The 22,683-nt window shown below is 59.4% G+C and carries 26 protein-coding genes and 2 pseudogenes; 5 read left to right on the top strand and 23 right to left on the bottom strand.

Features of this window, described 5'->3' with window-relative positions; translation table 11 throughout:
• From V8Z80_RS02095 to V8Z80_RS02075, 5 genes and pseudogenes are all read right to left on the bottom strand, one after another.
• A complete protein-coding gene (locus tag V8Z80_RS02095; protein ID WP_010792188.1) occupies positions 1 to 204 on the bottom strand; it encodes a YgaP family membrane protein in 204 nt (67 codons plus the stop codon).
• Positions 205 to 223: 19 nt separating this feature from the next.
• Positions 224 to 1,762: an efflux transporter outer membrane subunit gene (locus V8Z80_RS02090; protein WP_011516038.1), complete on the bottom strand. Its 1,539-nt coding sequence runs from the start codon at positions 1,760 to 1,762 to the stop codon at positions 224 to 226.
• Positions 1,759 to 2,118 (bottom strand): annotated as a pseudogene (locus V8Z80_RS02085) (ABC transporter permease); the annotation flags it as partial. The gene V8Z80_RS02090 and the pseudogene V8Z80_RS02085, both read right to left, overlap by 4 nt.
• 99 nt (positions 2,119 to 2,217) lie before the next feature.
• Complete coding sequence (locus tag V8Z80_RS02080) at positions 2,218 to 2,385, bottom strand: hypothetical protein (RefSeq protein ID WP_021161685.1); 168 nt, start codon at positions 2,383 to 2,385, stop codon at positions 2,218 to 2,220.
• A gap of 50 nt (positions 2,386 to 2,435) precedes the next feature.
• Entirely contained in the window at positions 2,436 to 2,687 is a 252-nt protein-coding gene (locus V8Z80_RS02075; RefSeq protein ID WP_011516046.1) for an ABC transporter ATP-binding protein, read from the bottom strand.
• 24 nt (positions 2,688 to 2,711) lie between these two features.
• Here V8Z80_RS02075 and V8Z80_RS02070 point away from each other — a divergent pair, with 24 nt between their 5' ends.
• Entirely contained in the window at positions 2,712 to 3,473 is a 762-nt protein-coding gene (locus tag V8Z80_RS02070) for an IS5 family transposase (protein ID WP_066132413.1), read from the top strand.
• Between the two features lie 93 nt (positions 3,474 to 3,566).
• Here V8Z80_RS02070 and V8Z80_RS02065 read toward each other — a convergent pair whose 3' ends face one another.
• From V8Z80_RS02065 to V8Z80_RS01980, 18 genes and pseudogenes are all read right to left on the bottom strand, one after another.
• Complete coding sequence (locus V8Z80_RS02065; RefSeq protein ID WP_011516070.1) at positions 3,567 to 5,411, bottom strand: sigma-54-dependent Fis family transcriptional regulator; 1,845 nt, start codon at positions 5,409 to 5,411, stop codon at positions 3,567 to 3,569.
• Between the two features lie 172 nt (positions 5,412 to 5,583).
• Entirely contained in the window at positions 5,584 to 6,414 is an 831-nt protein-coding gene (locus tag V8Z80_RS02060; protein ID WP_011516071.1) for an alpha/beta fold hydrolase, read from the bottom strand.
• Between the two features lie 735 nt (positions 6,415 to 7,149).
• Positions 7,150 to 7,581: pseudogene (locus V8Z80_RS02055) on the bottom strand (OmpP1/FadL family transporter); the annotation flags it as partial.
• Positions 7,582 to 7,653: 72 nt separating this feature from the next.
• Positions 7,654 to 7,845, bottom strand: a complete 192-nt coding sequence (locus tag V8Z80_RS02050) for a 2-hydroxymuconate tautomerase (protein WP_011516083.1) — start codon at positions 7,843 to 7,845, stop codon at positions 7,654 to 7,656.
• An 11-nt stretch (positions 7,846 to 7,856) separates the two neighbouring features.
• Positions 7,857 to 8,645, bottom strand: coding sequence for a 2-oxo-3-hexenedioate decarboxylase (dmpH, locus tag V8Z80_RS02045; RefSeq protein ID WP_011516084.1), 789 nt, complete (start codon positions 8,643 to 8,645; stop codon positions 7,857 to 7,859).
• Positions 8,642 to 9,688 (bottom strand): 4-hydroxy-2-oxovalerate aldolase, encoded by a 1,047-nt coding sequence (dmpG, locus tag V8Z80_RS02040; RefSeq protein WP_011516085.1) that lies wholly within the window; start codon positions 9,686 to 9,688, stop codon positions 8,642 to 8,644. Before dmpG ends, dmpH begins: the two co-directional genes overlap by 4 nt.
• 19 nt (positions 9,689 to 9,707) lie before the next feature.
• Complete coding sequence (locus V8Z80_RS02035) at positions 9,708 to 10,619, bottom strand: acetaldehyde dehydrogenase (acetylating) (protein WP_011516086.1); 912 nt, start codon at positions 10,617 to 10,619, stop codon at positions 9,708 to 9,710.
• A 78-nt stretch (positions 10,620 to 10,697) separates the two neighbouring features.
• Positions 10,698 to 11,480, bottom strand: coding sequence for a 2-oxopent-4-enoate hydratase (gene dmpE, locus V8Z80_RS02030; RefSeq protein ID WP_029310117.1), 783 nt, complete (start codon positions 11,478 to 11,480; stop codon positions 10,698 to 10,700).
• 2 nt (positions 11,481 to 11,482) lie between these two features.
• On the bottom strand, positions 11,483 to 12,994 hold the full coding sequence (locus V8Z80_RS02025; protein WP_066132407.1) for a 2-hydroxymuconic semialdehyde dehydrogenase: 1,512 nt from the start codon (positions 12,992 to 12,994) through the stop codon (positions 11,483 to 11,485).
• A gap of 66 nt (positions 12,995 to 13,060) precedes the next feature.
• Positions 13,061 to 13,510, bottom strand: coding sequence for a GlcG/HbpS family heme-binding protein (locus tag V8Z80_RS02020; protein WP_011516089.1), 450 nt, complete (start codon positions 13,508 to 13,510; stop codon positions 13,061 to 13,063).
• Between the two features lie 21 nt (positions 13,511 to 13,531).
• A complete protein-coding gene (locus V8Z80_RS02015) occupies positions 13,532 to 14,476 on the bottom strand; it encodes a catechol 2,3-dioxygenase (RefSeq protein ID WP_011516090.1) in 945 nt (314 codons plus the stop codon).
• Between the two features lie 17 nt (positions 14,477 to 14,493).
• The gene (locus V8Z80_RS02010; RefSeq protein ID WP_011516091.1) at positions 14,494 to 14,850 is read right to left on the bottom strand and encodes a 2Fe-2S iron-sulfur cluster-binding protein; all 357 of its coding nucleotides are present in this window, start codon (positions 14,848 to 14,850) and stop codon (positions 14,494 to 14,496) included.
• A gap of 2 nt (positions 14,851 to 14,852) precedes the next feature.
• Positions 14,853 to 15,917 (bottom strand): NADH:ubiquinone reductase (Na(+)-transporting) subunit F, encoded by a 1,065-nt coding sequence (locus V8Z80_RS02005; RefSeq protein WP_011516092.1) that lies wholly within the window; start codon positions 15,915 to 15,917, stop codon positions 14,853 to 14,855.
• 78 nt (positions 15,918 to 15,995) lie between these two features.
• Entirely contained in the window at positions 15,996 to 16,352 is a 357-nt protein-coding gene (locus V8Z80_RS02000) for a phenol hydroxylase subunit P4 (RefSeq protein ID WP_011516093.1), read from the bottom strand.
• On the bottom strand, positions 16,349 to 17,908 hold the full coding sequence (locus tag V8Z80_RS01995) for an aromatic/alkene/methane monooxygenase hydroxylase/oxygenase subunit alpha (RefSeq protein ID WP_011516094.1): 1,560 nt from the start codon (positions 17,906 to 17,908) through the stop codon (positions 16,349 to 16,351). The genes V8Z80_RS02000 and V8Z80_RS01995 overlap by 4 nt, the downstream gene beginning before the upstream one ends.
• Positions 17,909 to 17,930: 22 nt before the next feature.
• The gene (locus tag V8Z80_RS01990) at positions 17,931 to 18,200 is read right to left on the bottom strand and encodes an MmoB/DmpM family protein (RefSeq protein ID WP_011516095.1); all 270 of its coding nucleotides are present in this window, start codon (positions 18,198 to 18,200) and stop codon (positions 17,931 to 17,933) included.
• A gap of 39 nt (positions 18,201 to 18,239) precedes the next feature.
• Positions 18,240 to 19,235 (bottom strand): aromatic/alkene monooxygenase hydroxylase subunit beta, encoded by a 996-nt coding sequence (locus tag V8Z80_RS01985; protein ID WP_011516096.1) that lies wholly within the window; start codon positions 19,233 to 19,235, stop codon positions 18,240 to 18,242.
• Positions 19,236 to 19,322: 87 nt separating this feature from the next.
• The gene (locus V8Z80_RS01980) at positions 19,323 to 19,547 is read right to left on the bottom strand and encodes a phenol hydroxylase subunit (RefSeq protein WP_011516097.1); all 225 of its coding nucleotides are present in this window, start codon (positions 19,545 to 19,547) and stop codon (positions 19,323 to 19,325) included.
• Positions 19,548 to 20,081: 534 nt separating this feature from the next.
• Here V8Z80_RS01980 and V8Z80_RS01975 point away from each other — a divergent pair.
• From V8Z80_RS01975 to V8Z80_RS01960, 4 genes are all read left to right on the top strand, one after another.
• Positions 20,082 to 20,423: a hypothetical protein gene (locus tag V8Z80_RS01975; protein ID WP_035822233.1), complete on the top strand. Its 342-nt coding sequence runs from the start codon at positions 20,082 to 20,084 to the stop codon at positions 20,421 to 20,423.
• 10 nt (positions 20,424 to 20,433) lie between these two features.
• Positions 20,434 to 21,180 (top strand): acetoacetyl-CoA reductase, encoded by a 747-nt coding sequence (gene phbB / locus V8Z80_RS01970; protein ID WP_011516098.1) that lies wholly within the window; start codon positions 20,434 to 20,436, stop codon positions 21,178 to 21,180.
• A gap of 59 nt (positions 21,181 to 21,239) precedes the next feature.
• Positions 21,240 to 21,704: a universal stress protein gene (locus V8Z80_RS01965; RefSeq protein WP_011516099.1), complete on the top strand. Its 465-nt coding sequence runs from the start codon at positions 21,240 to 21,242 to the stop codon at positions 21,702 to 21,704.
• A 212-nt stretch (positions 21,705 to 21,916) separates the two neighbouring features.
• Complete coding sequence (locus tag V8Z80_RS01960; protein ID WP_021159342.1) at positions 21,917 to 22,669, top strand: SDR family NAD(P)-dependent oxidoreductase; 753 nt, start codon at positions 21,917 to 21,919, stop codon at positions 22,667 to 22,669.
• Positions 22,670 to 22,683 lie beyond the last annotated feature (14 nt).

The following is a 22,683-nucleotide window of genomic DNA, read 5'->3' as shown; positions in this document are numbered from 1 at the left end:
TCACTCGGGTTTTCGCATCGGGCAAGTGCTGAGGCCGAGCAGGCGATAGCCAGGACAGCGGCCTGCCAGGCCGGTGAGGAGCGGCATGATTCCAATGAGTCCCAGCCAACGCCAAGATGAGTCCAGCCACAATGGGAGACTGAGCAAAATCAGTCCGATGACGATGCGCACAATGCGGTCGAGATTTCCAACGTTGATTTGCATGACGGTCTCCTGTGTTGAATCAGCGGCTTGAAAACGCGACGGGGGCGGCAGTGCCCCGCAGCAGATGGGTTGCGCTGGATGCCGCCGTGGATACGTCCCAGCCGCCACCAAGGGCCTTGTACAGCGCCACCAATTGCACGGCGGCGTTGGTATGCGCGCGTGCCGCTGCGGTTTCGGCCTCGTGCAGGCTTCGCTGGGCGGCCAGCAGTTCGACCAGTGCAATGTCGCCCGCCGCGTAGCGCGCCTTGGCGTGGCCGTAGCTTGTGCGCGCGGCATCCAGTGCCATGCCACGGCGTTCCAGTGTGTCCAGCCCGCCGTGGTAGTCGCCCAGCGCGCGTTCGGCGTCGCCCAGCGCCGCCAGCACGGCCTGCTCGTAGGCCAGCGCGGCCTGCCGCTGCCCCGCCTCGCGCGCCCGAATCTCGGCGCGCACGCGGCCGCCGTCGAACAGGCGCCAGGAAATCAGCGGCAGGATGGAAAAACGCGAACTGGATGCATCGAACCAATCGCCCGTACTGAGCGCTTGGAACCCGCCGCCGACACCAATGGAGAGTTTGGGGAACAACTCGGCCGTGGCCACGCCGATGTCGGCAGAACTCGCCGCCAGGCGACGTTCCGCAGCCAGTACGTCAGGGCGCCGGCGCAGCATGTCGGCACGCTCGCCCACCGGCAGCGCCCGCAGCGTGCTCGGCGTCAAGGGGCCATCCAGCAGTGCCAGCTCCCGCTCCGGCGGTGCGCCCAGCAGCACGCCCAGGCTGAGTACCGCGGCGCGCTGGCGCGCCTGGATATCCGGGATGAGCGCGTTGACTGCTGTCCATTGGGCGTACGCCGCCTCCACGTCGGCGGTCGACGCGTCGCCCAGCGCATGCCGAAGGCGCACCAATTCCCAAGTCTGCTGCAGCGTATCCAGCGTGGCCTGTTGTGCGTGCAACTCGTAGCGGGCGCCGACGGCGGTGAACCAGGTGCGCGCGACCTCGGCCACGATGCGCATGCGTATGCCCTGTGCCTCGGCTTCGGTCGCCTGCAGGCGGGCGTTGGCGCCTTCCAGGGCGCGCCGCTTGGCCCCGAACAAGTCGGCCTCCCAGGCCGCGTCGAAGCCCGCGTCGTAGATGGTCTGCGTGGCGTCAAGGCCGGGGATCGAGCCTACGGGCAAGGGGCCGTTCTCGCTTTGACGGCGCCGGTTGACGCTCGCGCCAGCGGCGGCGGTGGGCAATGCCTCGCCGGCCACACGATCGCGCAGGGCGCGTGCCTCATCGATGCGTGCCGCAGCCTGGCGCAGATCCAGGTTCTGTGCCAGCGCCGTGGCCATCAGGCGATCGAGGATGGGATCGTCCAGTGCAGACCACCATTGGCTCAAGTCTGCGGACTGGGATTCGCTTGCCAACGGCAAGCTCCAGCCGCTGCCGACGTCGACCGGCGGCGGCTCGCGGTAGTCGGGGCCCACGCTTGCGCAGGCAGTCAGCAGCACGCAGGACAGGGCCAGCGCGAGCGGACGCGCGCGCCCAGGGGTCAGGCCGGTGACGGTTGCGCGAAGAAAGGGAGTGCGGGGCTTGGATTTCATTGCAGGCGTCCTCGGACGAATACGGTGGCCATCGTCAGCGTGGCCAGGGCGATGACCGCCAGCGGCCACAGGCTGGCGAGAATGTCACCGGGCGGCATGGCCTTGAGAAAGCTGCCTTCGACGATGATGAGGAAGTGGGTCAGCGGAATGGCCTGGGCCAGCCATTGCAGGACGACGGGCATGTTTTCCACAGGCGTCGCAAAGCCGGACATCAGCACCGCCGGCACGCCGATGGCGAACGCCCCCAGGATGGCCTGCTGCTGCGTCATGCTGACCGCGGAAATCATCAGACCGATGCCGACCACCGACAGGATGAACAGCACCAGACTGGCGAGCAGGAGCGCAAACGAGCCCGTAGCTTTCCTTGGTCACCAGTGCCATCAAGCGCCGCAGATCAAAACGGCGCAAGTCGGTCTGCAGGGGGCCACTCCCGTCTTTGTGCATTGTGGCGCCGTTCATATGGTGGCCTCCATCTCGCGGTCCGCCGACTCCACCAGGTGAATGAAGGCGTCCTCCATCGTCGGGTCGGGCCGTTCTGGGCTGATCGCCGAACGCTTGAGCGCGGTACCCTCGGCCTCGATCGCCTCCAAGTGGCCCGCCCACTGCGCTACCGCTTCCGACATCCTCGACTCCGTTTTCAATCATCACCCAGTCAACTGTGCACGACTTCCCTCTAGGCAAATAGGATGCGGTTAATGGAGCTCATACTGAGCGCGTCGGGCGTATCCAGCGCAATCAGTTGCGCACGCGACAGCATGGCCACGCGATCGCAGTATTCGGCCTCGTCCATGAAGTGGGTGGTGACCATGATGGTCACGCCCTTGCGGGCCAGTCCGTTGATGTGGGTCCAGAATTCGCGCCGGGTGATGGGATCTACCCCTGAAGTGGGTTCATCCAGAAACAGAGACCGTGTCCGGTGAATCAAGGGGCTATCTCAAACTTGCTGTTTATGCTGTATCGCATGTACCGGATGGGTTTGCGGGAATTCGCGGGCTTCATGCACGACTATTGGCGCGGGCGTGGCGTCGAGCTGCCCGTACCCAGCTTTGGCCATCTGTCGGACCTGTTTGCTTCGCTGGACATCACGGTGCGCAGGAAGTGCGTGCGCGCGGCTGAGCGCCTCAATGAAGGCGAGCCGGTGACGGTGATAGTGGACAGCACGGGCTTGCGCTTTTCTCATGCCGGCGCATGGTACGAAAAGAAATACGGCAAGAAAGCTGAGCGTACGCCATGGCGCATGATGCATCTGGCCATGGATGCTGAAGGCGACGTACTGGCAGTGGAAATCACCGATACCGGCACTGGAGACAGTAGCGGCCTCGATTTGCTGTTGCCGCAAGTCGGTAAGATCGATCGACTCATTGCCGATACGGCGTATTACCAGATCGAGCGCAATGAACAACTGCTCGCCAGCGGCGTCGTGCCGGTGATTCCTCCCAAGGCCGATGCGGTCGATGACGCGAAGCAAAATCGTTGGCACGATCAACTTGTGCGTTATCTGAAAGAGAAGGGACAGTATGCATTCCAGAACAAATATGGCTATGGCCTGCGCGCTCGCGTTGAGGCGCAATTTTCGCGCATTAAGCGCTGCATCGGCGACACGCTGCTGACGCGTCGCATCGCGTCACAAACTCAGGAAGGCCGCGCTATCGCCAACCTGATCAATCAATGGAATGCATTTGGTCAGGCGAGGTGCGTTAAAAAAGCCTAATTGCGTCTGCACCACCAGCGCCCCTAACCTCCCGAACAAAGCCGAAGCAGATCTTCGATTCGGTTGATCCCAAACGCTGGTGCTTTGCGCTCTCTACTTCTCCGTCGAGATTGGCATTGAATTGTTCAACTTCTTGACACGGTAGTCGAGTTGCGCGCGTGTCAATCCGAGAAGACGTGCGGCTTCTGATATGTTCCCGTTCGCGGCTTTGAGTGCCGCGCGTACGAGCGCATCTTCGACCTCGCAAAGTGTCGCTTTGTTCATCTGTACAGCAAGCGCTGCCCAATCCTCGAGCCCCTCCGGGGCTTCTCCGCTCTTGCGGATCGTCTCGGGGGGAGCGCTCGTCGATATGGAATCGAGGGCAAGCGACCCAAGGTCGCTTAAACCAAAAGCACCCTTACATTCCACGGTGTCACCGCTACTAAACAAGTGGCATACATCGAGCGTACCGCCTTCCTCGGCGAGGATAACGCCACGTTCGAGCACATTTTCCATCTCGCGGATATTCCCGGGCCACGAGTAATCCAGCAATAGATGAAGCGCACGATTGGATAAGCCCTTGAGGGACCGACCATGCCTTTTTGAAAATTTCTTTATGAAAAATTCCAGCAAAACCGGGATATCATCCTTTCTTTCACGCAAAGGTGGAATAACAATTGGAAATACATTCAGCCGGTAGAAAAGATCCTCACGAAAACGCCCGCTTTTTATCGCCTGTTTGAGGTTGTCATTAGTCGCAGTAATTACCCGAACATTTACCTTAACCGTCTTTGAACTCCCGAGGTGCTCCATCTCCCCCGTTTGCAAAACTCTCAATAGCTTCGCTTGAGCGGTTAGACTGAGATTACCAATCTCATCCAAAAAAATGGTCCCTTCGTTTGCGCTTTCGAAACGCCCAACGCGGGCATCGGATGCGCCGGTGAATGCCCCTCGCTCCACACCAAAAAGCTCCGATTCAATCAGCGAATCGGGAAGAGCTGCACAATTTAATTCAACGAATGGTTTCCCTACACGCGAACTTCTGTTGTGCAGTTCCCGAGCAAACAGGCTTTTGCCCACGCCGCTCTCGCCCATCAGTAAAACGGTCGCACTAGTGGGAGCCACTCTGAATATTTTGTGCATCACTGCGTTGAATCCAGCAGACGCCCCTATTGGTCCTTCTTTGACAGGCACTTCGTCAGGCTTGCAAGGCACACACTCATGATCTGTAGAGTCAGTCGGGGCTGGCCCTGAACTTTTCAACGCGACAAAGCGACGTTTCTCCAGAGATTGTGGCAGCATATACCGAAGATCCGCATCGGGGGCGTCCCACTCGTCCACGGGCTTTCCAATGATTCGACATAATGTATTGCCCATCGCGCGGCATTCGACTTCCCGGTATAGAATACGCCGGCCCATGAAAGCGCTCGTGTAGCCGCACGCGTAGCCAATCTGCATCCAGCAGGCTGGTTCGGAGCCGATGCCGTACACGGATATGTGAGCCTCATCCTCGGACGAGTCTTTCCACAGAAATTCCCCGTAATACTGACCGGTGGTGCTGTCGATATCCACTCTGACAGGTTCTACCAGGACGATGCCTTCCAGGGCGTGAAGTTGAGGACCTACCGCGAAGGCATCAAATGCGCTGTCTTGCCCGCGAACCTTTCGTGCGAGCGCGGCATCCCGAGAACCCGATAGATATCCCATGCGGGTCAGCAATCCGCGCGCAGCATCGCTACCTAAAGCTTCGATGAGTTCCTGTCGCAGTGAAGCAAACGCGTCCGTATGGATCAAGACCATTCGACGATCGTCGAGCCAGATGCGACCGTCCGCAGGATTGAAACGAAGCCGTTCCGCCAGATCCCGAATGTCCGGAAAATGCAGATCAGCCACTACATCTGGCACGAAAAGCGGTATTCCTCTGTCTATTTCTCCCGCTTTCCCTTTCTCCTCCTTCATGTTCCCTCCTCAGGAAATCGCCAGTCAGGGCTCTTTCTTAAAAGTTCATCGTCTCGCACGCTCTCACCGGGTGCGTAAACCTGCCTGGAACGAAAACCTAATTGGGGGACCGTTCGTTGCCACATGCCGTTGGCGTCACTTGAACGCCCCCCAAAGGCCTCCGCGCGGAGGCTTAAAGCGCCTCTTCCGAGAAGAAGTCACCGACCAACCGGTTAAATCGCTCTCCATGTTCAATCTGCGTCCAATGGCCACAGCGGCCGAACACGTGCAGCTGCGCCCGTGGAATCAGTCTGAGCAGTGTATAGGAATTGGACAGCGGGATGACCTGGTCTTCGCGCCCATGGATGATGAGTGTCTCGTGCGGAAGCGAGCCGACGTCCTCCTCCCGGCTCGCCATAGCGTCCACCCAACGCTGGCGCGGTGCCGGAAACATACTTGAAAACGCTTCCTGAAAGTTCGGCCGGATGCTTGCCTCATAACGCAGGCGAGCGAGGTCGTCATTTACGAGATTGCGGTCGAACGCAAAAACATCGAGCAACTCTCGCATGTTGTCGATTGACGGAACGTAGCCCCAAACCTTGTCCAACCCCTCCGTTATCGGGAAGGAGATACCCACGCTGCCCATGAGGACCAATCGGCGCACTCTTTCGGGCGCCCGGATGGCCAGCGCCAAGGCCAGAGCCCCTCCGAAAGAGTTGCCCACCACGTGAGCCTTGTCAATGCCAAGCGCATCCAGCAACCCGAGCGCATGCCCGACCCAGGTATCCATGTCATACCGGATACCCACCGGCCGCTCGGTATATCCAAAGCCCACCATGTCCGGTGCGATGACGCGAAACTGCTTCGCGAGTTCAGGGATTGTGAGGCGCCAGTTCGCCCATGCGGTTACTCCAGGGCCCGATCCATGAATCAAAAGAACAGGCACTCCCTGACCACGATCGTGATAATTGGTTTTTATACCATTTGCGGTGACTGTATTCGCAATTTCTAAAGAATCCGACATTTGCAACTCCATATATCCAGTATCCGGCAACGAGCAATAACTTGATTTCCCTTAACAACCTCGTATGATTTTTCTTGGTTGAATCATCATCGATCTTTCTCAATGCTTCGCCGCAAAGCATGCTTGGGCGGCTTCCATTGGCATCAACCCTGCATTGAAGTAGCCATGCAAACGCTTGACGACTTCTTTGTCGGGTACATAGGGCCACCGGATAAAACCTAGTTCGACGGCCGCCTCAAACCAGGCGTTCGTCCACGCCTGCAGGTGCTTTGCATCCCCGATGCGTCAGTATATTTGACTCGTCAAACATAGTTTGTCGACCTCTGATGACTCGGAGCAATCATCTGCGCAATGCGACTTACGCTAGACCGCGCCCTCTGGGGGAAGTACCACTTCCTGAACGGCTAGCGGATTTTCGCGTAGATCTCATTGCACGAGCGTCCGCTTCCGTTTCCCTTCTACGAGCGTCAAATTCAGGACACTAGCCTCAAGCTTAACCCGCGTCGCTTGAGGTACGGCAGGTCCAATACATTATGTCTAAAAACGTCTTTGGTCATTCATGACTTCAATGTCCGGCTTCGTGAACACAAAAATTGCTGTTCCCGACTCACGCGACCTCTTGTGGGCTTAAATTTCGCCGATGAACGTGGTACGTCAATAATCACAATGTTTGCCTTTAACGGTGTCTGACAGTCCTGACCTACAGGGTCAACCCCACCCGCGCCCGCCTCTGCATCAAAACCGTTTTTGCCAGGCCACCGCTGCGTTGATCTGCGAGTGGGTCACCTTTATCGGCACGGAGGTGTTGGGCTGACTCGTGTTCGTCAAGGTCTTCTGCAGTGCGAATGATATGCCGAGGTCGATCTTGCTGTTTTGGCTGAACGCATAAGAGACGCCGCCGGTCAGGGTCGTGGTCGGGATGGCGGGAATGACGGCCAACAGCATATTGTTGGGTATGGCTTCCTGCGCATAATGGAAGCCCGCACGGAACGCGAGGCTCGCGTTGTAGCGGTATTCCGCCCCCACGCCAAACACGTTGATGTCACGGTAGTTCTGCGGCAGCGACAGGTTCAGGTTCGCCCCCGTGCCCGACTGCACGAAGCTCACGTTGATGTCCTTGAACACGCTCGCGAGAAACACGCGCTGATAGTCGGCCGAAACGCTCCAGTGATCGTGCCATTTTCAGTCTCCATAATTTCTAAGGCCAACTGGCCCTCAACACACCAAACACACAACGTCCTAACGCCCTCGTTTCCTGGCGCTTTGACCCGCGATTCCAAAGTGTTCTTTCGGCATTTCGGTAATGAGCACGCGGATGGACTCCACCGGCGCATCAATCGCGCGATGGATCGCCTCGGTGACCTCGGCGATCAGCCGCTCCTTCTTTTCCGCATCGCGGCCTTCGATGATGTACAGCTGCGCAATCGGCATGGCTATCTCCTTTAAACGAAGCGCAAACCGGTGCTGCCCATCCCCTGCACCCGCAGGGCGATGGCATCCCCCGCTCGCACGGCAATGGCCTCCGTGATCCCCCCTGACAGAATCAAACTGCCCGCCGGAATCTCCTCGCCACGCGCGCCCAGATGATTGGCCAGCATCGCAATCGCCGCGGCCGGGTGGCCCAGCACCGCGGCGCCCGCCCCGAACGCAACCGGCTCACCGTTTTTCTCCAGCACGATGCCGACGATGCGCAGATCCACCTCAGACACTGGCAGTGCGCGCCCACCCACAACAAAGCGTGCGGCCGACGTGTTGTCCGCTACCACACTTTTGAGATCGAACTTGAAATCGCGGTAGCGCGAGTCAATGACTTCGATGCCCGGCATCACGAAGTCAGTCGCCGCCAGCACCGCTCCGATATGACAGCCCGGGCCTTTCAACGGCGCTTTAGTAACAAAGGCGATTTCCGGCTCGACTTTGGGATGGATCAGCGCCTCGGTCTTGCACGTGCCGCCATCGGGGATCGCGTAATAGTCGGCCATGAAGCCGAAGACAGGGCTCTCAACCCCCATCTGCTTCATTTTGGCGTGCGAGGTCAGCCCCGCTTTGAGCCCAACGATCTTCCCGCCGCGGGCCAGCTTGCGGCGGCGAATCTCGTCCTGGATCGCGTAAGCGTCATCCCAATCCATCTCGGGATGCTCATCGGTGATCTTGAGCGTGTCTTGCGCGTGGAGCTCGCAGTTCTCGAGGTGCTCTGCAAGGCGCGCAATGGTGGTGCGATCCAGTTTCATGCCGCCACCTTCTGCGCCTTTGACGCACGCGCTTTGGCCAGCGTGATGGCCGTGTCTTCAATCATATCTTCCTGGCCACCGACCATGCCCCGGCGCCCAAGCTCGACCAAGATCTCGCGCGCCGGTACGCCATACTTTCGCTCGGCGCGCTTGGCAAACAGCAGGAACGACCCGTAGACCCCGGCGTAACCCAGGGTGAGCGAGTCGCGGTCGATCCGGATGGGGAAGTCCATGATCGGCACAACCAGGTCTTCGGCCACGTCCTGAATGGCCCACACATCCACTCCGGTCTGAATCCCCATTCGGTCGCATACGGCGACCAGGACCTCCATCGGCGTGTTGCCCGCACCCGCACCGAGACCAGCCGAGGCGGCGTCGATGCGGGTGGCGCCACACTCAACGGCCGCAATGGAGTTGGCGATCCCCATCGCCAGGTTGTGGTGGCCGTGAAAGCCCAGTTCCGTCTCCGGCTTGAGCGCCTCACGCACCGCGCCAAGGCGGGCCCTGACATCATCGGGCAGCATGTAGCCAGCCGAATCGGTAATGTAAACACAGTTGGCGCCGTACGACTCCATCAGCTTTGCCTGCCCGACCAGCCCTTCAGGACTGTTCATATGCGCCATCATCAGGAAGCCCACCGTGTCCATCTCAAGCTTGCGCGCCAGGGCAATGTGCTGCTCCGACACGTCAGCCTCGGTGCAGTGCGTAGCCACCCGGATGGTGTGCACGCCAAGCTCCTTGGCCATCTTCAGATGGTCGACTGTGCCGATGCCCGGCAACAGTAAAGCCGAGACCTTGGCCTGCTTCATGAGCGGGATCACGGCCCCCAGATATTCTTCATCGCTGTGGGCCGGAAAGCCATAGTTGACCGACGAGCCGCCCAGGCCATCGCCGTGCGTGACTTCAATCAGGGGGACCCCGGCTGCGTCCAGGCCGCAGGCGATGCTTTTCATTTGCTCCAGCGTCATCATATGGCGCTTCGGATGCATGCCGTCACGCAACGTCATGTCGTGGACGGTGATTTTTTTTCCTTGCAGGTTCATCTCTGTTCTCCTTGACGGCTCAAGCGACAACCGGTTCGAGCGTGAGATTGCCGGCAATCATCTCTTCGGCAAACATCTCGGCGGTCCGGGCCGCGGCAGCGGTCATGATGTCCAGGTTGCCGGCGTACGTGGGCAGATAGTCCCCCAGGCCCGCCACCTCCATGAAGACCGTCACACGCTTGCCGTCAAACACCGGGCCGTTGACCAGCCGGTAACCGGGCACGTACTTCTGGACCTCTTCGATCATGGCGTGGATGGACTCGGCAATCCTTTGCTGATCCGGCTCGGTTTCGGTCAGGCAATGAATCGTGTCGCGCATCATCAGCGGAGGCTCCGCCGGGTTGATGATGATGATGGCTTTGCCCTTCCTCGCGCCCCCCACCTTTTCCACCGCGCCGGCCGTGGTCCGCGTGAATTCGTCAATGTTTTTGCGCGTGCCGGGCCCCACCGATCGGCTCGATACGGTCGCGACGATTTCTCCGTAAGCGACCGGCTGCACGCGCGAGACCGCAGCGACCATCGGAATGGTGGCCTGCCCGCCACAGGTGACCATGTTTACATTCATCTCGCGTTTGCCCAGGTGCTCTTTCAAATTGACCGGCGGTACGCAGTACGGGCCAATTGCCGCCGGCGTCAGATCGATCATCATCACGCCCAGCGCGTTAAGCTTGCGCGCGTTTTCCGCGTGAACATATGCACTGGTGGCATCAAACGCGATCTGCACACCATCGGCCAGCACATGCGGCAGCAGCCCGTCGACACCTTCCGCCGTGGTTTTGATGCCGAGCTCACGGGCTCGGTTCAGCCCCTCCGATTCCGGGTCGATGCCCACCATCCACACCGGCTCCAGCACCGAGCTGCGCTTGAGCTTGGCCAGCAGATCGGTGCCGATATTGCCTGGTCCGATCAGCGCACATTTGATCTTTTTCATGACCTTGTCCTTCCTATAAAAATGACTTTTACGCACGGCATCCGACAACGGCCGGGCGTGGTGCCTGGCCAGGCGCGTTCAGTGAAACCGGACCGAACAACCGCCCAGACCACCAATACTGACGCGGAAGCTGTCGCCCGCCTTGGCCGGGAACATCGCCGCCAGCGCGCCGGACAAGATCACCTCGCCCGCCTTGAGTGCAATGCCCAGACGCCCCAGCGTGTTGGCAAGCCAGGCCACGGCGTTGACCGGTGAGCCCAGTGCCGCCGCGCCGCAGCCCGTGGCGATAATCTCGCCATTACGCTCCATCACCATGCCGCACAGCGTCAGGTCGAGCTTGCGTGGATCGACCGCGTGATCACCCAGCACGAATACGCCACAGGAGGCGTTGTCCGCCACGGTGTCCTGAATCTTGATCTTCCAGTCGCGGATGCGCGAATCGACAATTTCAAAGCACGGCATCACGCATTCGGTCGCCGCCAGCACGTCCACGTTGGTCACCCCCGGCCCCATCAGGTCTTTCTTGAGGATGAACGCGATCTCGCCTTCGGCCTTGGGCTGAATCAGCGTGCCGATCTCGATCGACTGCCCTTCGTTGTAGATCATGCCGTCGAGCATGTAGCCGAAATCCGGCTGATACACGCCAAGCATGTTCATCACGGCCGCCGACGTGACGCCGATCTTCTTGCCGATGATGGTTTCACCAGCCTGCACACGACGCTCGATCATGCGCTGCTGAATGTGATAGGCGTCCTCGATCGTCATATCGGGGTGGCGCTCGGTCAGCGGATCGAGCACGGTTCGCGTGGTCAGTGCCTGATACAGGGCGTCGCCAAGCTGGGTGATTTGAGTTTTGTCCATGATCACAGTTTGATGCAAACGTTTTTGAGTTCCGTGTAGAACTCCAGCGAGTGGACTCCGCCCTCGCGCCCGATACCCGACTGCTTGGCCCCGCCGAACGGCGTGCGCAAATCGCGCAGGAACCAGGAGTTCACCCACGCAATGCCGACCTCGATGGCCCCCGCCACGCGGTGCGCACGCGACAGATTGGTGGTCCAGATCGCCGTGGCCAGGCCGTAGTCGTTATCGTTGGCACGGCGGATCACCTCTTCTTCGCTGTCGAATGGCATGACCAGCGCGCAAGGGCCGAAGATCTCCTCGCGGGCAATTACCGAGTCGTCGCCCAAGCCCGTCCAGATGGTGGGCTGTACCCACGCGCCGCCTTTGAGCGCGTCCGGCATATCGGGTACACCGCCGCCCGCCACCACCGTCGCGCCCGCTTCAACCGCCTTCTTGTAATACGACAGCACCTTGTCACGATGCTCTTGCGAAATCAACGGGCCCATGCCGGTGGCCGGATCTTCCGGGCGGCCGAGCTGCATGCCTTCAGCGCCTTTTTTGAGCGCGGAGACAAAACGATCAAAGATGGGGCGCTCGACATATACCCGCTCGGTACCCAGGCAGACCTGGCCACAGTTGGCGAAGCACGAGCGCAGCGTGCCTTCAATGGCGGCGTCGAAGTCGCAGTCGGCAAACACGATGGCAGCGTTCTTGCCGCCCATCTCCAGACTCACGGGGCGCGCACCGTCAGCCGCGGCCTTCATGATGGCCGCACCCGTGCGGGTTTCACCGGTGAAGGTGATGGCGTTGATGCCGCGGTGGGTGGTGAGGAATTCGCCGGTGGAGTTGGGGCCGAAGCCGTGCACGACGTTGTAGACCCCTCGCGGCACGCCCGCCGCGTTCATCACCTCGCCCAGCAATGCAGCGGTCTGCGGCGTCTCTTCGGAGGGCTTGACCACAACGGTGTTGCCACAGGCCAGCGCTGGGCCGACTTTCCAGGTCATCAGCAGCAGTGGCAGGTTCCATGGACAGATCACCCCGACCACCCCGACCGGTCGACGCATGGCGTAGTTGATCGCCCCGACACCATCCGGTGTAGGCATTTCAAAAAACTCAGTGGGCACGTTCTTCACCACGTCGGCGAAGATCTTGAAATTGGCCGCCCCACGCGGAATGTCCACATGCCGCGCCAGGCTCATAGGCTTGCCCGTGTCCTCTACCTCAGCGGCCAGGAAGTCGTCAAAACGACGGTTGATGCCGTCGGCCACCGCGTACAGCACTTCCACGCGCTGGGCCAAGCTCATGCGCCCCCACGCTCCCTTGAGCGCGGCCTGCGCCGCAGCCACCGCCGCGTCGACTTCGGCACGGCCGGCTTCGGCCACCTTGGCAATGACCGCGTTGTTCAACGGCGAGCGCTTCTCGAACCAACGCTGACCCGGCACATATTCGCCGTTGATGAAGTTGTGGATTTCTTTAGCACGAGCGCCGGACTGGTTTCCAGTGCTCGCGGTCGCTTGGGGATCGGTAATCAGCATGATGTTTCAGTAAACTTCCTTGTTAGGCAAATGTGGTCGCGGCGGCAGTCGACTTTCCGGAAAGATTCAGGTTTGAGTTAGACCTAGCAGGCTCAATCCGGCTTGCGCACAGTGCTCGTCCTGCTCTTCGGTACCGCCAGACACGCCAATACCCCCGATGCGATGGCCACTTTCAACAATCGGCAAACCACCGCCGAAGGCGATGAAGCGGGGCCTTCGCACGATGCCTTGGCGGACCGCTTCGGAATGACTCAGCAAGGCCTCACTCCACCGACTGGTCGGTAAGCCGAAACTGGCTGCCGTGTATGCCTTGTCGATGGCGATCTCGATGGAGTGCAACGGCGCTCCAGGCATGCGCAGAAACGCGGCAAGATTCCCCGCCACATCGACCACCGCGATGTTCACGCATACGCCGAGGCGCTGCGCGTGCAGCGCAGCTGCCTCGACGACGCGGTTAGCCGCAGGCCAGTTGATCAGCCGCGCCTCGACGCTATGAAGTGAGTCAGCCTGAGTCATGTGCTATCTCCTGCGTGGCAGTCAGGTGTAAACCTCGGTGAATGACTGGACCAACTCACCGGTGTGATAGAAGATGCCGCTGCCGAGATGCTCTTCCGTCCAGGTCGTCACAGGCCGATCAGGTTGAGCGAGGTAGCCCAGGCCGGCAAAGGTCTCGTTGCGATTCCCACTTGGATCGAAGAAATAGATCGTCTCCCCGCGGGTAATCCCATGGCGAGTCGGCGCCACGTCGATCTTGACCTTGTTCTTGGCCATGACGTCAGCCGATTTCAGTACGTCATGCCACGAGTCGAGGAAGAAGGCAATGTGGTGCAAGCCATTGCGAGGCCCACCTACGAAAGCGATGTCGTGCGGCGTGGACGTGCGGAACATCCACGTTGCAGCCTGAATGCTACTATCCGGACCTACCATAACTTGCTCAGCCAGATAAAAGTCCAGGCATTCCTTCATGAACCGGGTATTTTCCGCCACCCGATTCACGCCCGTCTCCGGATTGAGTTCACACATCAATAGGCAGTGATCCAGCCAATGGGCGCCTGCCCCCTTGACGTCATCGGGCCACGGGTCAGGATTGGTCGTTCCGACTCCGGTGCCCACATATTCCTTCGTCGCAAACAGACGCATCTCATGTCCGCTCGGCAGGTTGAACTGCAGCATACGACCGGTCGAAGGAAGGGTACCTTCGGGGAGCATTTGTGTCTTGAAGCCATAGGCTTCGATACGCTTTTGCAGCGCGTCTAGGTCGGCGTCGTGCTCAACCTTGTAGGCGACATGGTTGAGCCCTGCTTGATCGGACGGCGTCAGAATAACGGAGTACTTGTCCCATTCGTCCCAGCACTTGAGGTACACGTTTCCATGTTCGTCCTCCATCGTCCTTTTCATTCCCAGGACGTTTTCGTAGTGCTTGATTGCCAACGCCATGTCCATCACTTTCAGACTGGCATGGCCGATTCGCATCACACCCATGGTCTATCTCCTTCGGCTTATTTCGTTGAATCTTGGGCTACCTGAAAGCTCAACCCTTTGAAAAAGGGCTTTTGCATCTTGCCGACCACCTCCAGTTCTACATCATCAGTGGGCGCCACCCGGCACGCCAGCACCACACCTTGCGCTTCTTCCGCCTCGGAAATGTGCGCACGGCTCATTGCTCCTGTTTTGCGCACGCTGCCTCTGCACACTGCGACCTTACACACCCCGCACCCGCCGCTAAGGCAACCAACTGGTATGCCGCGACGCCCAAGGCGTGCCATGCCGGCAAGCAGAGACTCACCGAGAGCGCAGCTGAAACGCTCGCCGGTCTGCTTGACGGTCACGTAGACCTTCCCGTCCTGAGTAGTCACGATCACACCCTCTTGAAAAGCGGACTGCGTACTTGTTGGGCGTCGGCTGCGGAAATGAACTTCTCAAAATAGATGTCGCGTTCGAACAACCGGCCCTGGATCAGGGTCGTGACGCAGGCGTCGATCATCGCCGGCGGCCCGCACAAATAGGCTTGGTGGCCGGAAAAGTTGTTCTGGAAATGAGCCTTGGCGACCTCGTGAACGAAACCCTGCGCCAAGGGATGCGTCGCACCTTCTGCTTTTTCCGATAGCGCCGGCACGTAGCTGAAGTTCGAATACCGCTGGCTGAGCTCGCGGAACTCGTCGTCGTAATACAGTTCTGCCTCATTGCGCTGGCCATAGACCAGAGTGATAGGCTTGCTCCATCCGCTTTGCAACAAGTCGAGAATCATCGACCGAGGGCTCGACAGGCCTGAACCACCTGCCATGAAAACCATGGGCTGGTCGGCTGACCTGCGCACGAAAAACCGGCCATAGGGACCCGTCACGTGCAGAATGTTCCCCACCGCCAGTTGTTCATGGATGTAACCCGTGCCCTGTCCTCCCGGAACCCGGCGAATATTGAGCTCGATCTCTCCCGTTGCTGCGACGTCCGCAGGTGAATTGGCGATGGAAAACGCCCGTGTCTGGCGCAACTCGGGAATTTCAAGTTGCACGTACTGACCCGCCTGAAAATGAATCGGTTGATCGAGTCTCAGGAAGACGGCTTTGATCGTCGGTGTGAGTTGCTCGATGCGTGTCACCTCGGCATTGAAATCCTCGACCGGGATGACTTCGGCGTCCGGGTCTTCCTCGATGTCGGCCTCGATGGTCGTGTCATCGAGCAAGGTGGCACAGCAGGCCAACGCCTTGCGCTCCTCGCGCTCGAAGTCCATCAGCGCGAAGAGATTCGCATCGCCGAGATCGACTTCTCCGTCACACACCTGCACCTTGCAGGTTCCACATAGCCCGTGACCACACGCGTGCGGAATGTAAATGCCTTGGCGCAAGGCCGCGTCGAGTATAGTTTGCCCTTCCTCCACCTCAATGGTGGCACCCAGGGGCTGAATGTTGAGTTGGTAGGTCATTGTTCAAATCGCCGGAGGCCAATCACACCGCGGCCTGTAACTTCGGCTGCAGTGTGATTGCGCTGCCATGACGCAATCTCAATTGCAGGAACCGCTCAGACCGTTCAAGCCAGGCGTGCGAAAGCGGATCACGTCTTTGTGCGTCAGACCGTTTTCAGCCAGCGACTTCGCTGGGTCGGGATGCCACGGCTGGCCGGACTTAAACCACTGCACCTGGCTCCAGTCGATTTTTGAGAAATCGGGGTGATAGCCATAAGTGCCGGGCAACACCTGGGTGCACAGCGCACCGAACAACGTGTCCGACGGCAGGGGCAAGGCAACAGGTGCCGCAAACAACAGATGGTCTTCCCAGCCGATAAACAGCAACGGCGCCGGAAAGTTTTCGCGCGCGTCTCGTGCCGGGAACTTGTAGGGTTTGAGGGCAACAACGCTCATTTGGCTTCTCCTTGCAAGACCTCTCCACGCCAGGCAGCAAAGTTCTTTTGGTCTTCCGACCCCTCGAAATCGAAGTTGTCCCGGCCTACATTCAGGTTGTAGTAGTCGAGCAAGGCCATCAAGGGATCGAAACCTTCCTTGGTCGGATCGGCATCCGGCTTGAAACAGTTTCCTTGATACACTTGCTGCGGCGGAAGCCATGACTGCACGAACTTCTCGGGTTCGTTGTCAAAAATCTCCTTGCAGTGGTCGCTGCAGAAGTGATACTTGTCGCCGAGGTAGTCCGACTCGCGATAGCAGATCTTGGTTGCGTCGCCAGGCTCGGTGAATATCATCGGAATCTGGCAGGTAGTGCAGAGCATCGGCAGCGTCTTGTTGTAGAAACGGTTGCCCTTGGCGGCCTGCTCGCGCCAGTAGTCCCAACGCGGACGGTAATACTTGTCGAACGTCTCGGGGTACTTCTCCGACAGCCACCCCATTTCTTCTTCTGTGGGAACCCAGGTGTGGATGGGGGCCGCGGCGTTATAGTTATAGAACACGGCGAAGGTCTGATGGCTGATGTGGTCCTTGCCTTCGCAAGCCTGGTCCCAGCCCTTGGGCTTGCGGATGCCGTAACGCGCCAGATCCTTGAACAGCGCGCCGCCGTTCTGCTCGACGTACATCTCCCAGCTCTCGCGCCAGCTCATCACCCGGTTGGGCAGCATGTAGTCCTGCATCATGGCCACGATGCTCAACAGCCGATAGCCGCGCCAGAACCACTTGTCGATCCAGCGCTGCACGATGGGCACGTTGTCCGGATCCTGTTCCAGCATGAACTTGATGCATTCGATGCCGAGTGTCATGTGGCGCGATTCGTCACTTTGCGCCGAAAAACCGAAGGTGACCGTCGACATGTCCCCGTTGTAAGCAGCACCCGACATGAAGGGGACAAACAGCAGGTTGGTCAACACATATTCGAACGAAAAGCTCACCGCGGTAAGAAACTCGAACGGTCCACCGGTGGCCGCGTCTTCAAAAAATGACTTGGGCACCGACAAATACCAGACCCGGTCGTACCAATGGATGGAGTTGTGCAGGCCGTTAAAATACTTGTTGTAGTGCGAGAGAGCATGCATTTCGGTCTGGAAGTGACGCAGCTCGTCGATGGACTGCATCTGGCAAGCAACACGCGCCCCTTCACCCGTAAAATGCCGACCAACGTGGGCAAAACCTCGGTGTGCCATATACTCCAGCGGTGTCACACCCTGGATAAACACCTTGAGTGCGTTGACATAGCGCGCGTCGGAAATGCTCAACTGCCCGTTGTTCTGCGCGAAAGCGTCGATGACGGCGTAAAGCTTTTTTTCCTTCTCGCCCTGATATTTCCAGTAGGCGTCCATGGTCAGGCGGAAGGGGTCTTCCCATTTATCCCAATCGTGGATCTTTATGCTTTCGTACTTGTCGTACGGAAACACTTTTTCCATCGGCTGGTAGCTGGTCTGCCAGCCAAGACCGCGGGTCATCGCTGCGTAGCGATCCTTTAAACCGAGTTTCTTCTTCTGCACAGAAGTGTCCATTTCAATTTCCTCTTTGCCGTGTTCAGTGTTTCCAGCTCAGCGTGAACTGTTCGTCATCCTCGTCGATATATCCGGACAAGGTGATTAGGTTGATGTGGATTTGCTGGAGATCGAACTTCATGCCGATCCTGTCTTCGATGCTTCGACGGTTTATTGTGAGATGCCCGGGCGCATCGATCTTCACCATGCCAGGCGACTCTGTGGCGACCGCATTAGGGTTATCAGCGAGAATCGCCTCCACCACCGATCGAGACTCCTCGTTAGCCTGAAACGCGATAAATACGTTAGACATGAACATTCCTCTATGACGGTCAGGAATATAAATTAGCGGTTACAGAACAATCCCGGCCTTCGCAACGCGGGCACGAAGTCGCTGCCTTACTTCTTCCAAGGCGTCGTGGCCGTTTTCCGCCAAAGCCATTTCAGCGACAGGCAACAACGCTGACGCCGCCTGATCTTCCCAGGTACGCAACCAGTGAATGAGCAGCGCTTTGTTATCCTCCGATTCCGTCGCCATGGTCTTCACTACCGCATCGACCCAGCGACTGGATTCGTCATGCCACGCGGGCATGAAAGTGGTTAGCATTGCCACTGCGCTACCACCGTTGAGTGCGATGTAATCGTCGACGAAAGCGCCGTAGATCATGGGATAAAGAAGACCGTCGAGCGCCAGATTTTGGGCGACGAACAGTTCCACCGGGTCTTGCAGCACCAGAGTGTTTTCCACATAACGACGCAACGGTTGCCAATCGGGACTCGTCATCCAGGCTTGCTTGGCTTCGTCAAGAAGATCGGGCCCGGACATTACCAGCGCCAGTCGTGTGAGATACTGCGCTACACCCAGATTGTCCATTGCGTGGAACATAGCCGGCGCAGTGAAGGTCGTGCCATAACCCAAGGCACAGATCTGGGAGTTGTTCATGTTCGCGCCCCAGGCCGCGTGGCGCAAAGGCACGAGAACGGAAAGCGCCTGTTGTCGAACCTCATCGGAAACGAGATCGATCATGCCGCGCGACTCGACAAACTCGAAGTTGGATTCCATCGCGTCTTGCTGCCGCGCTCGGGTCATCGTCCACGACGCGTAGTAGAACTGACGCGGGTCTTTCAGCGCATACCAGTCCTTCATTTGGATCGCGGTGCGCGACGTGTCGAACAGTTCATGCTCGGGATCCCACGTGGGCCGGTAATGAAAATTCGCTGCCGGTTGAGCACCTACAGTGCCTTCCTGATAGCGCGAAGCGGCTTTATCGGCTCCGATGTATTGAGCCACGTGCGTGTAGGTGTGACGCAGTGGTTTGATTTCCCGCGTCTTCAAATCGATGGTCATTAACTGCTCCTGTGGTTGTGAACCGGGATGGGATGCGATCAGACTAGGCGCGCTTCATCAGGCTGCTCGGCGCTGCTCACAAGAAAATCAATGCCGCACAATCTCGCCGAAGGCATCCAATCGCGTCACCTTCTGCGCGAGGCAAAATTCTTCGAACGCAGCAATAGGCAGCATGAGCTCGACACAGAGCTCGGGGGTGCCGACTGAAAATTCGAACTGGACGAATCCCTGTGTGTTGATGGCGGTAACGCTGACAAACCTGAGGTTCGGATCGAACCTGGGTTCCGCCTCAAGGGCTGCTTGCTTGTGCATCGCCTGTGTCTCCGATTCTGTGTTTTGATATCTCAAAGCAAGTCGCGTGCCATCGGCAGAAATGAGCCTTTATTGCTGCTTTGCAGCAATGCATTTACAGGTGAGCTGCTGCGGGATCGTCATCTGTCGCAATTCGGCCCAAGCATCCTGCGTTAAACGGCCAGATGCTTCCTGCGTTTGGGCGCCGCCTTCTGCCAGGCACAAACCGAAGGACGCAGGTCAGCACAACCGTCACACAGAATCGATACAACACAGGGTATCTACGGAGGTGCCAGCGAACGAGGTCAAGCTCATTGTGCAATCGCACATCGAAAAATCTCTGGGGTGCTGTCATAAAATTCGCGAACTAGGAAAGGGGCGCAGGTCGCTTAGATCAGAAATTTCTGAAATGCACACCCCAGCAAGGCTCTGTCAATTTGATGGCGAGGCAGCGGTAGAATGAAGTGGTGAAGAAAACGAAATCGCTTTATCACGGTCACCGTTTCCCTGCCGTCGTCATCAAATTGACAGAGCCCCTGTCGGTTCTGTTAAGCCATGCAACAGCTCAGCGCTGGCGGCGTGCTGGAGACCACCTCGCGCATCCAGGGCCTCCAACAGGCAGCCGACTGGCAGGCGCTCGCGACCTTGCCGTCCGAGGTGTTCTGGCGCCTGTGCCAAGGCCGCATGGGCGATGCCCAAGCGGTCGGGCAAGTAGCAGCCCAAAGCCAGGCGGCCTTTGCCAATGGTCTGCGCCAAGCGCTCACGACTTGGCAGGAATCTGTCTCCGAGGCATTCGGCGCCAGTGGCGACGCAGCCTCTTTCACGCAGCTTTGCCAGCGCTTGGCGCAGCCCTGGACCGCCCCAAGCGCCGTACCCCAGGGCAAGACCAAGAAATGAGGGGACGGCAATGAATACGACGCAACGGACGGCGCTCGTGACGGGAGGCAACCGGGGGTTGGGCGCTGCGATCGCCCGTGCCCTGCACGATGCCGGCCACCGCGTGATCGTCACGCATACCCCCGGCAACACCACGATTGGCCAGTGGCAGCAAGCGCAAGCGACACAGGGCTACTCATTTGCCGCCTACGGGGTGGATGTATCGGACTACGAATCAACGCAGGAACTGGCGCGGCGCATCCACGCCGACGGTCATCGGATCGACATCCTGGTGAACAACGCCGGCATCACCCGCGATGCAACGCTGCGCAAGCTCGACAAGGCCGGTTGGGATGCCGTACTGCGCACCAACCTGGACTCCATGTTCAACGTCACCAAGCCGTTCATCGACCCGATGGCCGAGCGCGGCTGGGGCCGCATCGTCAACATCTCTTCGATCAACGGCAGCAAGGGCCAGTTCGGGCAGACCAATTATTCGGCGGCCAAGGCCGGGGTACATGGATTCACCAAGGCGCTCGCACAGGAGGTGGCGCGCAAGGGCGTGACGGTCAACACCGTCTCGCCGGGCTATCTGGCCACCGAGATGGTGATGGCGGTGCGAGAGGACATGCGCCAGAAGATCATCGATGCGATTCCGGTTGGCCGTCTCGGCCAGCCGGCCGAGATTGCAGCTCTTGTCGCCTTCATCGCCAGCGAAGCCGCCGCCTTCATGACCGGCAGCAACGTGGCGATGAACGGCGGTCAGCACATGTCTTGAGCCCACTGCGCGAGCGGCTGACTTCCGACGCGGCAATCCGCAGCTCTTGGAGGAGTTCCATGTATTCACGATTTCTGGTGCCGCTTGATGGCAGTCCCACATCCCTTCTGGCCCTCGATCATGCGGCGGACATGGCACGCCTGAACGGCGCCACCGTGGTCCTGCTGCATGTCATCGAGCCGACCCGGCACAGCACGGGTTTCGAGCGCCCCAAGGTCTACATCGAGGACGTCCGCCCTCACTTCCTGGCAGCCGGGCATGCCTTGTTGGACGAGGCCGCAAACCGGCTGCGTCAGGACGGAATTGCAACAGAGACAGTACTGCTTGAAAGCACTGCAGAGCGGGTATCAGAGCAAATTGCCCGGCAGGCCAAGGAGAACGATTGCGACCTGGTCATCCTGGGCACCCATGGACGCCGTGGGGTGGACCGGCTGCTGCTGGGAAGCGATGCGGAACAGGTGGCGCGTATCGCACCTGTTCCCGTGATGCTGGTGCGCCAGTCGCGCAGAAAAGAGATCACATGAATCAACAGCCCGTGGAGGCGCTCGCGCAGGTGCTCAAAGCGGTGTCGAGCGCCTCGTCGCCCATTTCAAAACCATGGCGCCGGTACGCACTGCGGCGGCGCATCTTTGCGACGCGCTCTGGCGTGCTGTGCCATCGCACTCGTGCTAGTTGAGCGCGGAGAGTCACCGTCCGAACTATGAATCAATCAAATCCCGAAGGAGGACGATTCACTATGAAATACATCTTCAAAGGTGACAGCGCGCTGGTCAGTGGCGCCGGCTCGGGTATCGGCGAGGCAACGGCACACCTGCTCGCCATAAATGGTGTGCAGGTGGTTGCCTCCGACATCGACTTCGAGGCCGCCCGACGTGTGACACAGGCCATCATCGCCGCCGGCGGCCGCGCCGTGGCACACGAGGGCAATGCGGCCAAACCCGAGGACGCCGGTGCGGCGGTGCAGTGCGCACTCAAGCATTTCGGTTCTCTGCACCTGGCTTTCAACAACGCTGGCATTGCCGGAGAACTCAAGCCTGCAGGCGAACTGGCGGCCGAGGAATGGCAACGTGTCATCGATACCAACCTCTCGGGTGTGCAGCATGCCATGCGCGCGCAGATCCCGGCCATCCTGGCCGCCGGCGGCGGCGCCATCGTCAACATGTCGTCGGTCCTGGGATTAGTCGGCAGCGCGGACGCACCGGCCTACGTCGCGGCCAAGCACGGGGTGACAGGTCTCACGCGCTCGGCGGCGTTGGCCTATTCGGCACAGGGCGTCCGCATCAACTCGCTCCATCCGGGCTATATCGAAACTCCGCTGCTCAAGGCGCTCGACGAGGCCACACTGGCAGCGCTGAAGGGGCTGCACGCCATCGGGCGCCTGGGCCGGCCCGAGGAGATCGCCCACGCAGCCTGCTTCCTGCTGTCCGAAGGTGCCAGCTTCATGTGCGGCAGCGCCATGGTGGTAGATGGCGGTTATACGGCGGCTTGAATAGGAAGGGCACA

The organism is Orrella sp. JC864 (assembly GCF_037026685.1).
Classification (GTDB): domain Bacteria; phylum Pseudomonadota; class Gammaproteobacteria; order Burkholderiales; family Burkholderiaceae_B; genus Orrella.
Note: the sequence above shows the minus strand (reverse complement) of the source record. Positions and strands in the feature narration are given on the sequence as shown.

Excerpts from the sequence above, each read along its gene's own strand:
- V8Z80_RS02060 (WP_011516071.1), bottom strand. The coding sequence starts at position 6,414 with ATGTCGGATTCTTTAGAAATTGCGAATACAGTCACCGCAAATGGTATA.
- V8Z80_RS02070 (WP_066132413.1), top strand. The coding sequence starts at position 2,712 with ATGCTGTATCGCATGTACCGGATGGGTTTGCGGGAATTCGCGGGCTTC.
- V8Z80_RS01960 (WP_021159342.1), top strand. The coding sequence starts at position 21,917 with ATGAAATACATCTTCAAAGGTGACAGCGCGCTGGTCAGTGGCGCCGGC.
- V8Z80_RS02095 (WP_010792188.1), bottom strand. The coding sequence starts at position 204 with ATGCAAATCAACGTTGGAAATCTCGACCGCATTGTGCGCATCGTCATC.
- V8Z80_RS02015 (WP_011516090.1), bottom strand. The coding sequence starts at position 14,476 with ATGGGTGTGATGCGAATCGGCCATGCCAGTCTGAAAGTGATGGACATG.
- V8Z80_RS02035 (WP_011516086.1), bottom strand. The coding sequence starts at position 10,619 with ATGAAAAAGATCAAATGTGCGCTGATCGGACCAGGCAATATCGGCACC.
- V8Z80_RS01995 (WP_011516094.1), bottom strand. The coding sequence starts at position 17,908 with ATGGACACTTCTGTGCAGAAGAAGAAACTCGGTTTAAAGGATCGCTAC.
- V8Z80_RS02080 (WP_021161685.1), bottom strand. The coding sequence starts at position 2,385 with ATGTCGGAAGCGGTAGCGCAGTGGGCGGGCCACTTGGAGGCGATCGAG.
- V8Z80_RS01965 (WP_011516099.1), top strand. The coding sequence starts at position 21,240 with ATGTATTCACGATTTCTGGTGCCGCTTGATGGCAGTCCCACATCCCTT.
- V8Z80_RS01980 (WP_011516097.1), bottom strand. The coding sequence starts at position 19,547 with ATGCACAAGCAAGCAGCCCTTGAGGCGGAACCCAGGTTCGATCCGAAC.
- V8Z80_RS01975 (WP_035822233.1), top strand. The coding sequence starts at position 20,082 with ATGCAACAGCTCAGCGCTGGCGGCGTGCTGGAGACCACCTCGCGCATC.
- V8Z80_RS02005 (WP_011516092.1), bottom strand. The coding sequence starts at position 15,917 with ATGACCTACCAACTCAACATTCAGCCCCTGGGTGCCACCATTGAGGTG.
- V8Z80_RS01985 (WP_011516096.1), bottom strand. The coding sequence starts at position 19,235 with ATGACCATCGATTTGAAGACGCGGGAAATCAAACCACTGCGTCACACC.
- dmpG (WP_011516085.1), bottom strand. The coding sequence starts at position 9,688 with ATGAACCTGCAAGGAAAAAAAATCACCGTCCACGACATGACGTTGCGT.
- V8Z80_RS02050 (WP_011516083.1), bottom strand. The coding sequence starts at position 7,845 with ATGCCGATTGCGCAGCTGTACATCATCGAAGGCCGCGATGCGGAAAAG.
- phbB (WP_011516098.1), top strand. The coding sequence starts at position 20,434 with ATGAATACGACGCAACGGACGGCGCTCGTGACGGGAGGCAACCGGGGG.
- dmpH (WP_011516084.1), bottom strand. The coding sequence starts at position 8,645 with ATGAAACTGGATCGCACCACCATTGCGCGCCTTGCAGAGCACCTCGAG.
- V8Z80_RS02020 (WP_011516089.1), bottom strand. The coding sequence starts at position 13,510 with ATGACTCAGGCTGACTCACTTCATAGCGTCGAGGCGCGGCTGATCAAC.
- V8Z80_RS02065 (WP_011516070.1), bottom strand. The coding sequence starts at position 5,411 with ATGAAGGAGGAGAAAGGGAAAGCGGGAGAAATAGACAGAGGAATACCG.
- V8Z80_RS02025 (WP_066132407.1), bottom strand. The coding sequence starts at position 12,994 with ATGCTGATTACCGATCCCCAAGCGACCGCGAGCACTGGAAACCAGTCC.
- V8Z80_RS02000 (WP_011516093.1), bottom strand. The coding sequence starts at position 16,352 with ATGAGCGTTGTTGCCCTCAAACCCTACAAGTTCCCGGCACGAGACGCG.
- V8Z80_RS02090 (WP_011516038.1), bottom strand. The coding sequence starts at position 1,762 with ATGAAATCCAAGCCCCGCACTCCCTTTCTTCGCGCAACCGTCACCGGC.
- dmpE (WP_029310117.1), bottom strand. The coding sequence starts at position 11,480 with ATGGACAAAACTCAAATCACCCAGCTTGGCGACGCCCTGTATCAGGCA.
- V8Z80_RS01990 (WP_011516095.1), bottom strand. The coding sequence starts at position 18,200 with ATGTCTAACGTATTTATCGCGTTTCAGGCTAACGAGGAGTCTCGATCG.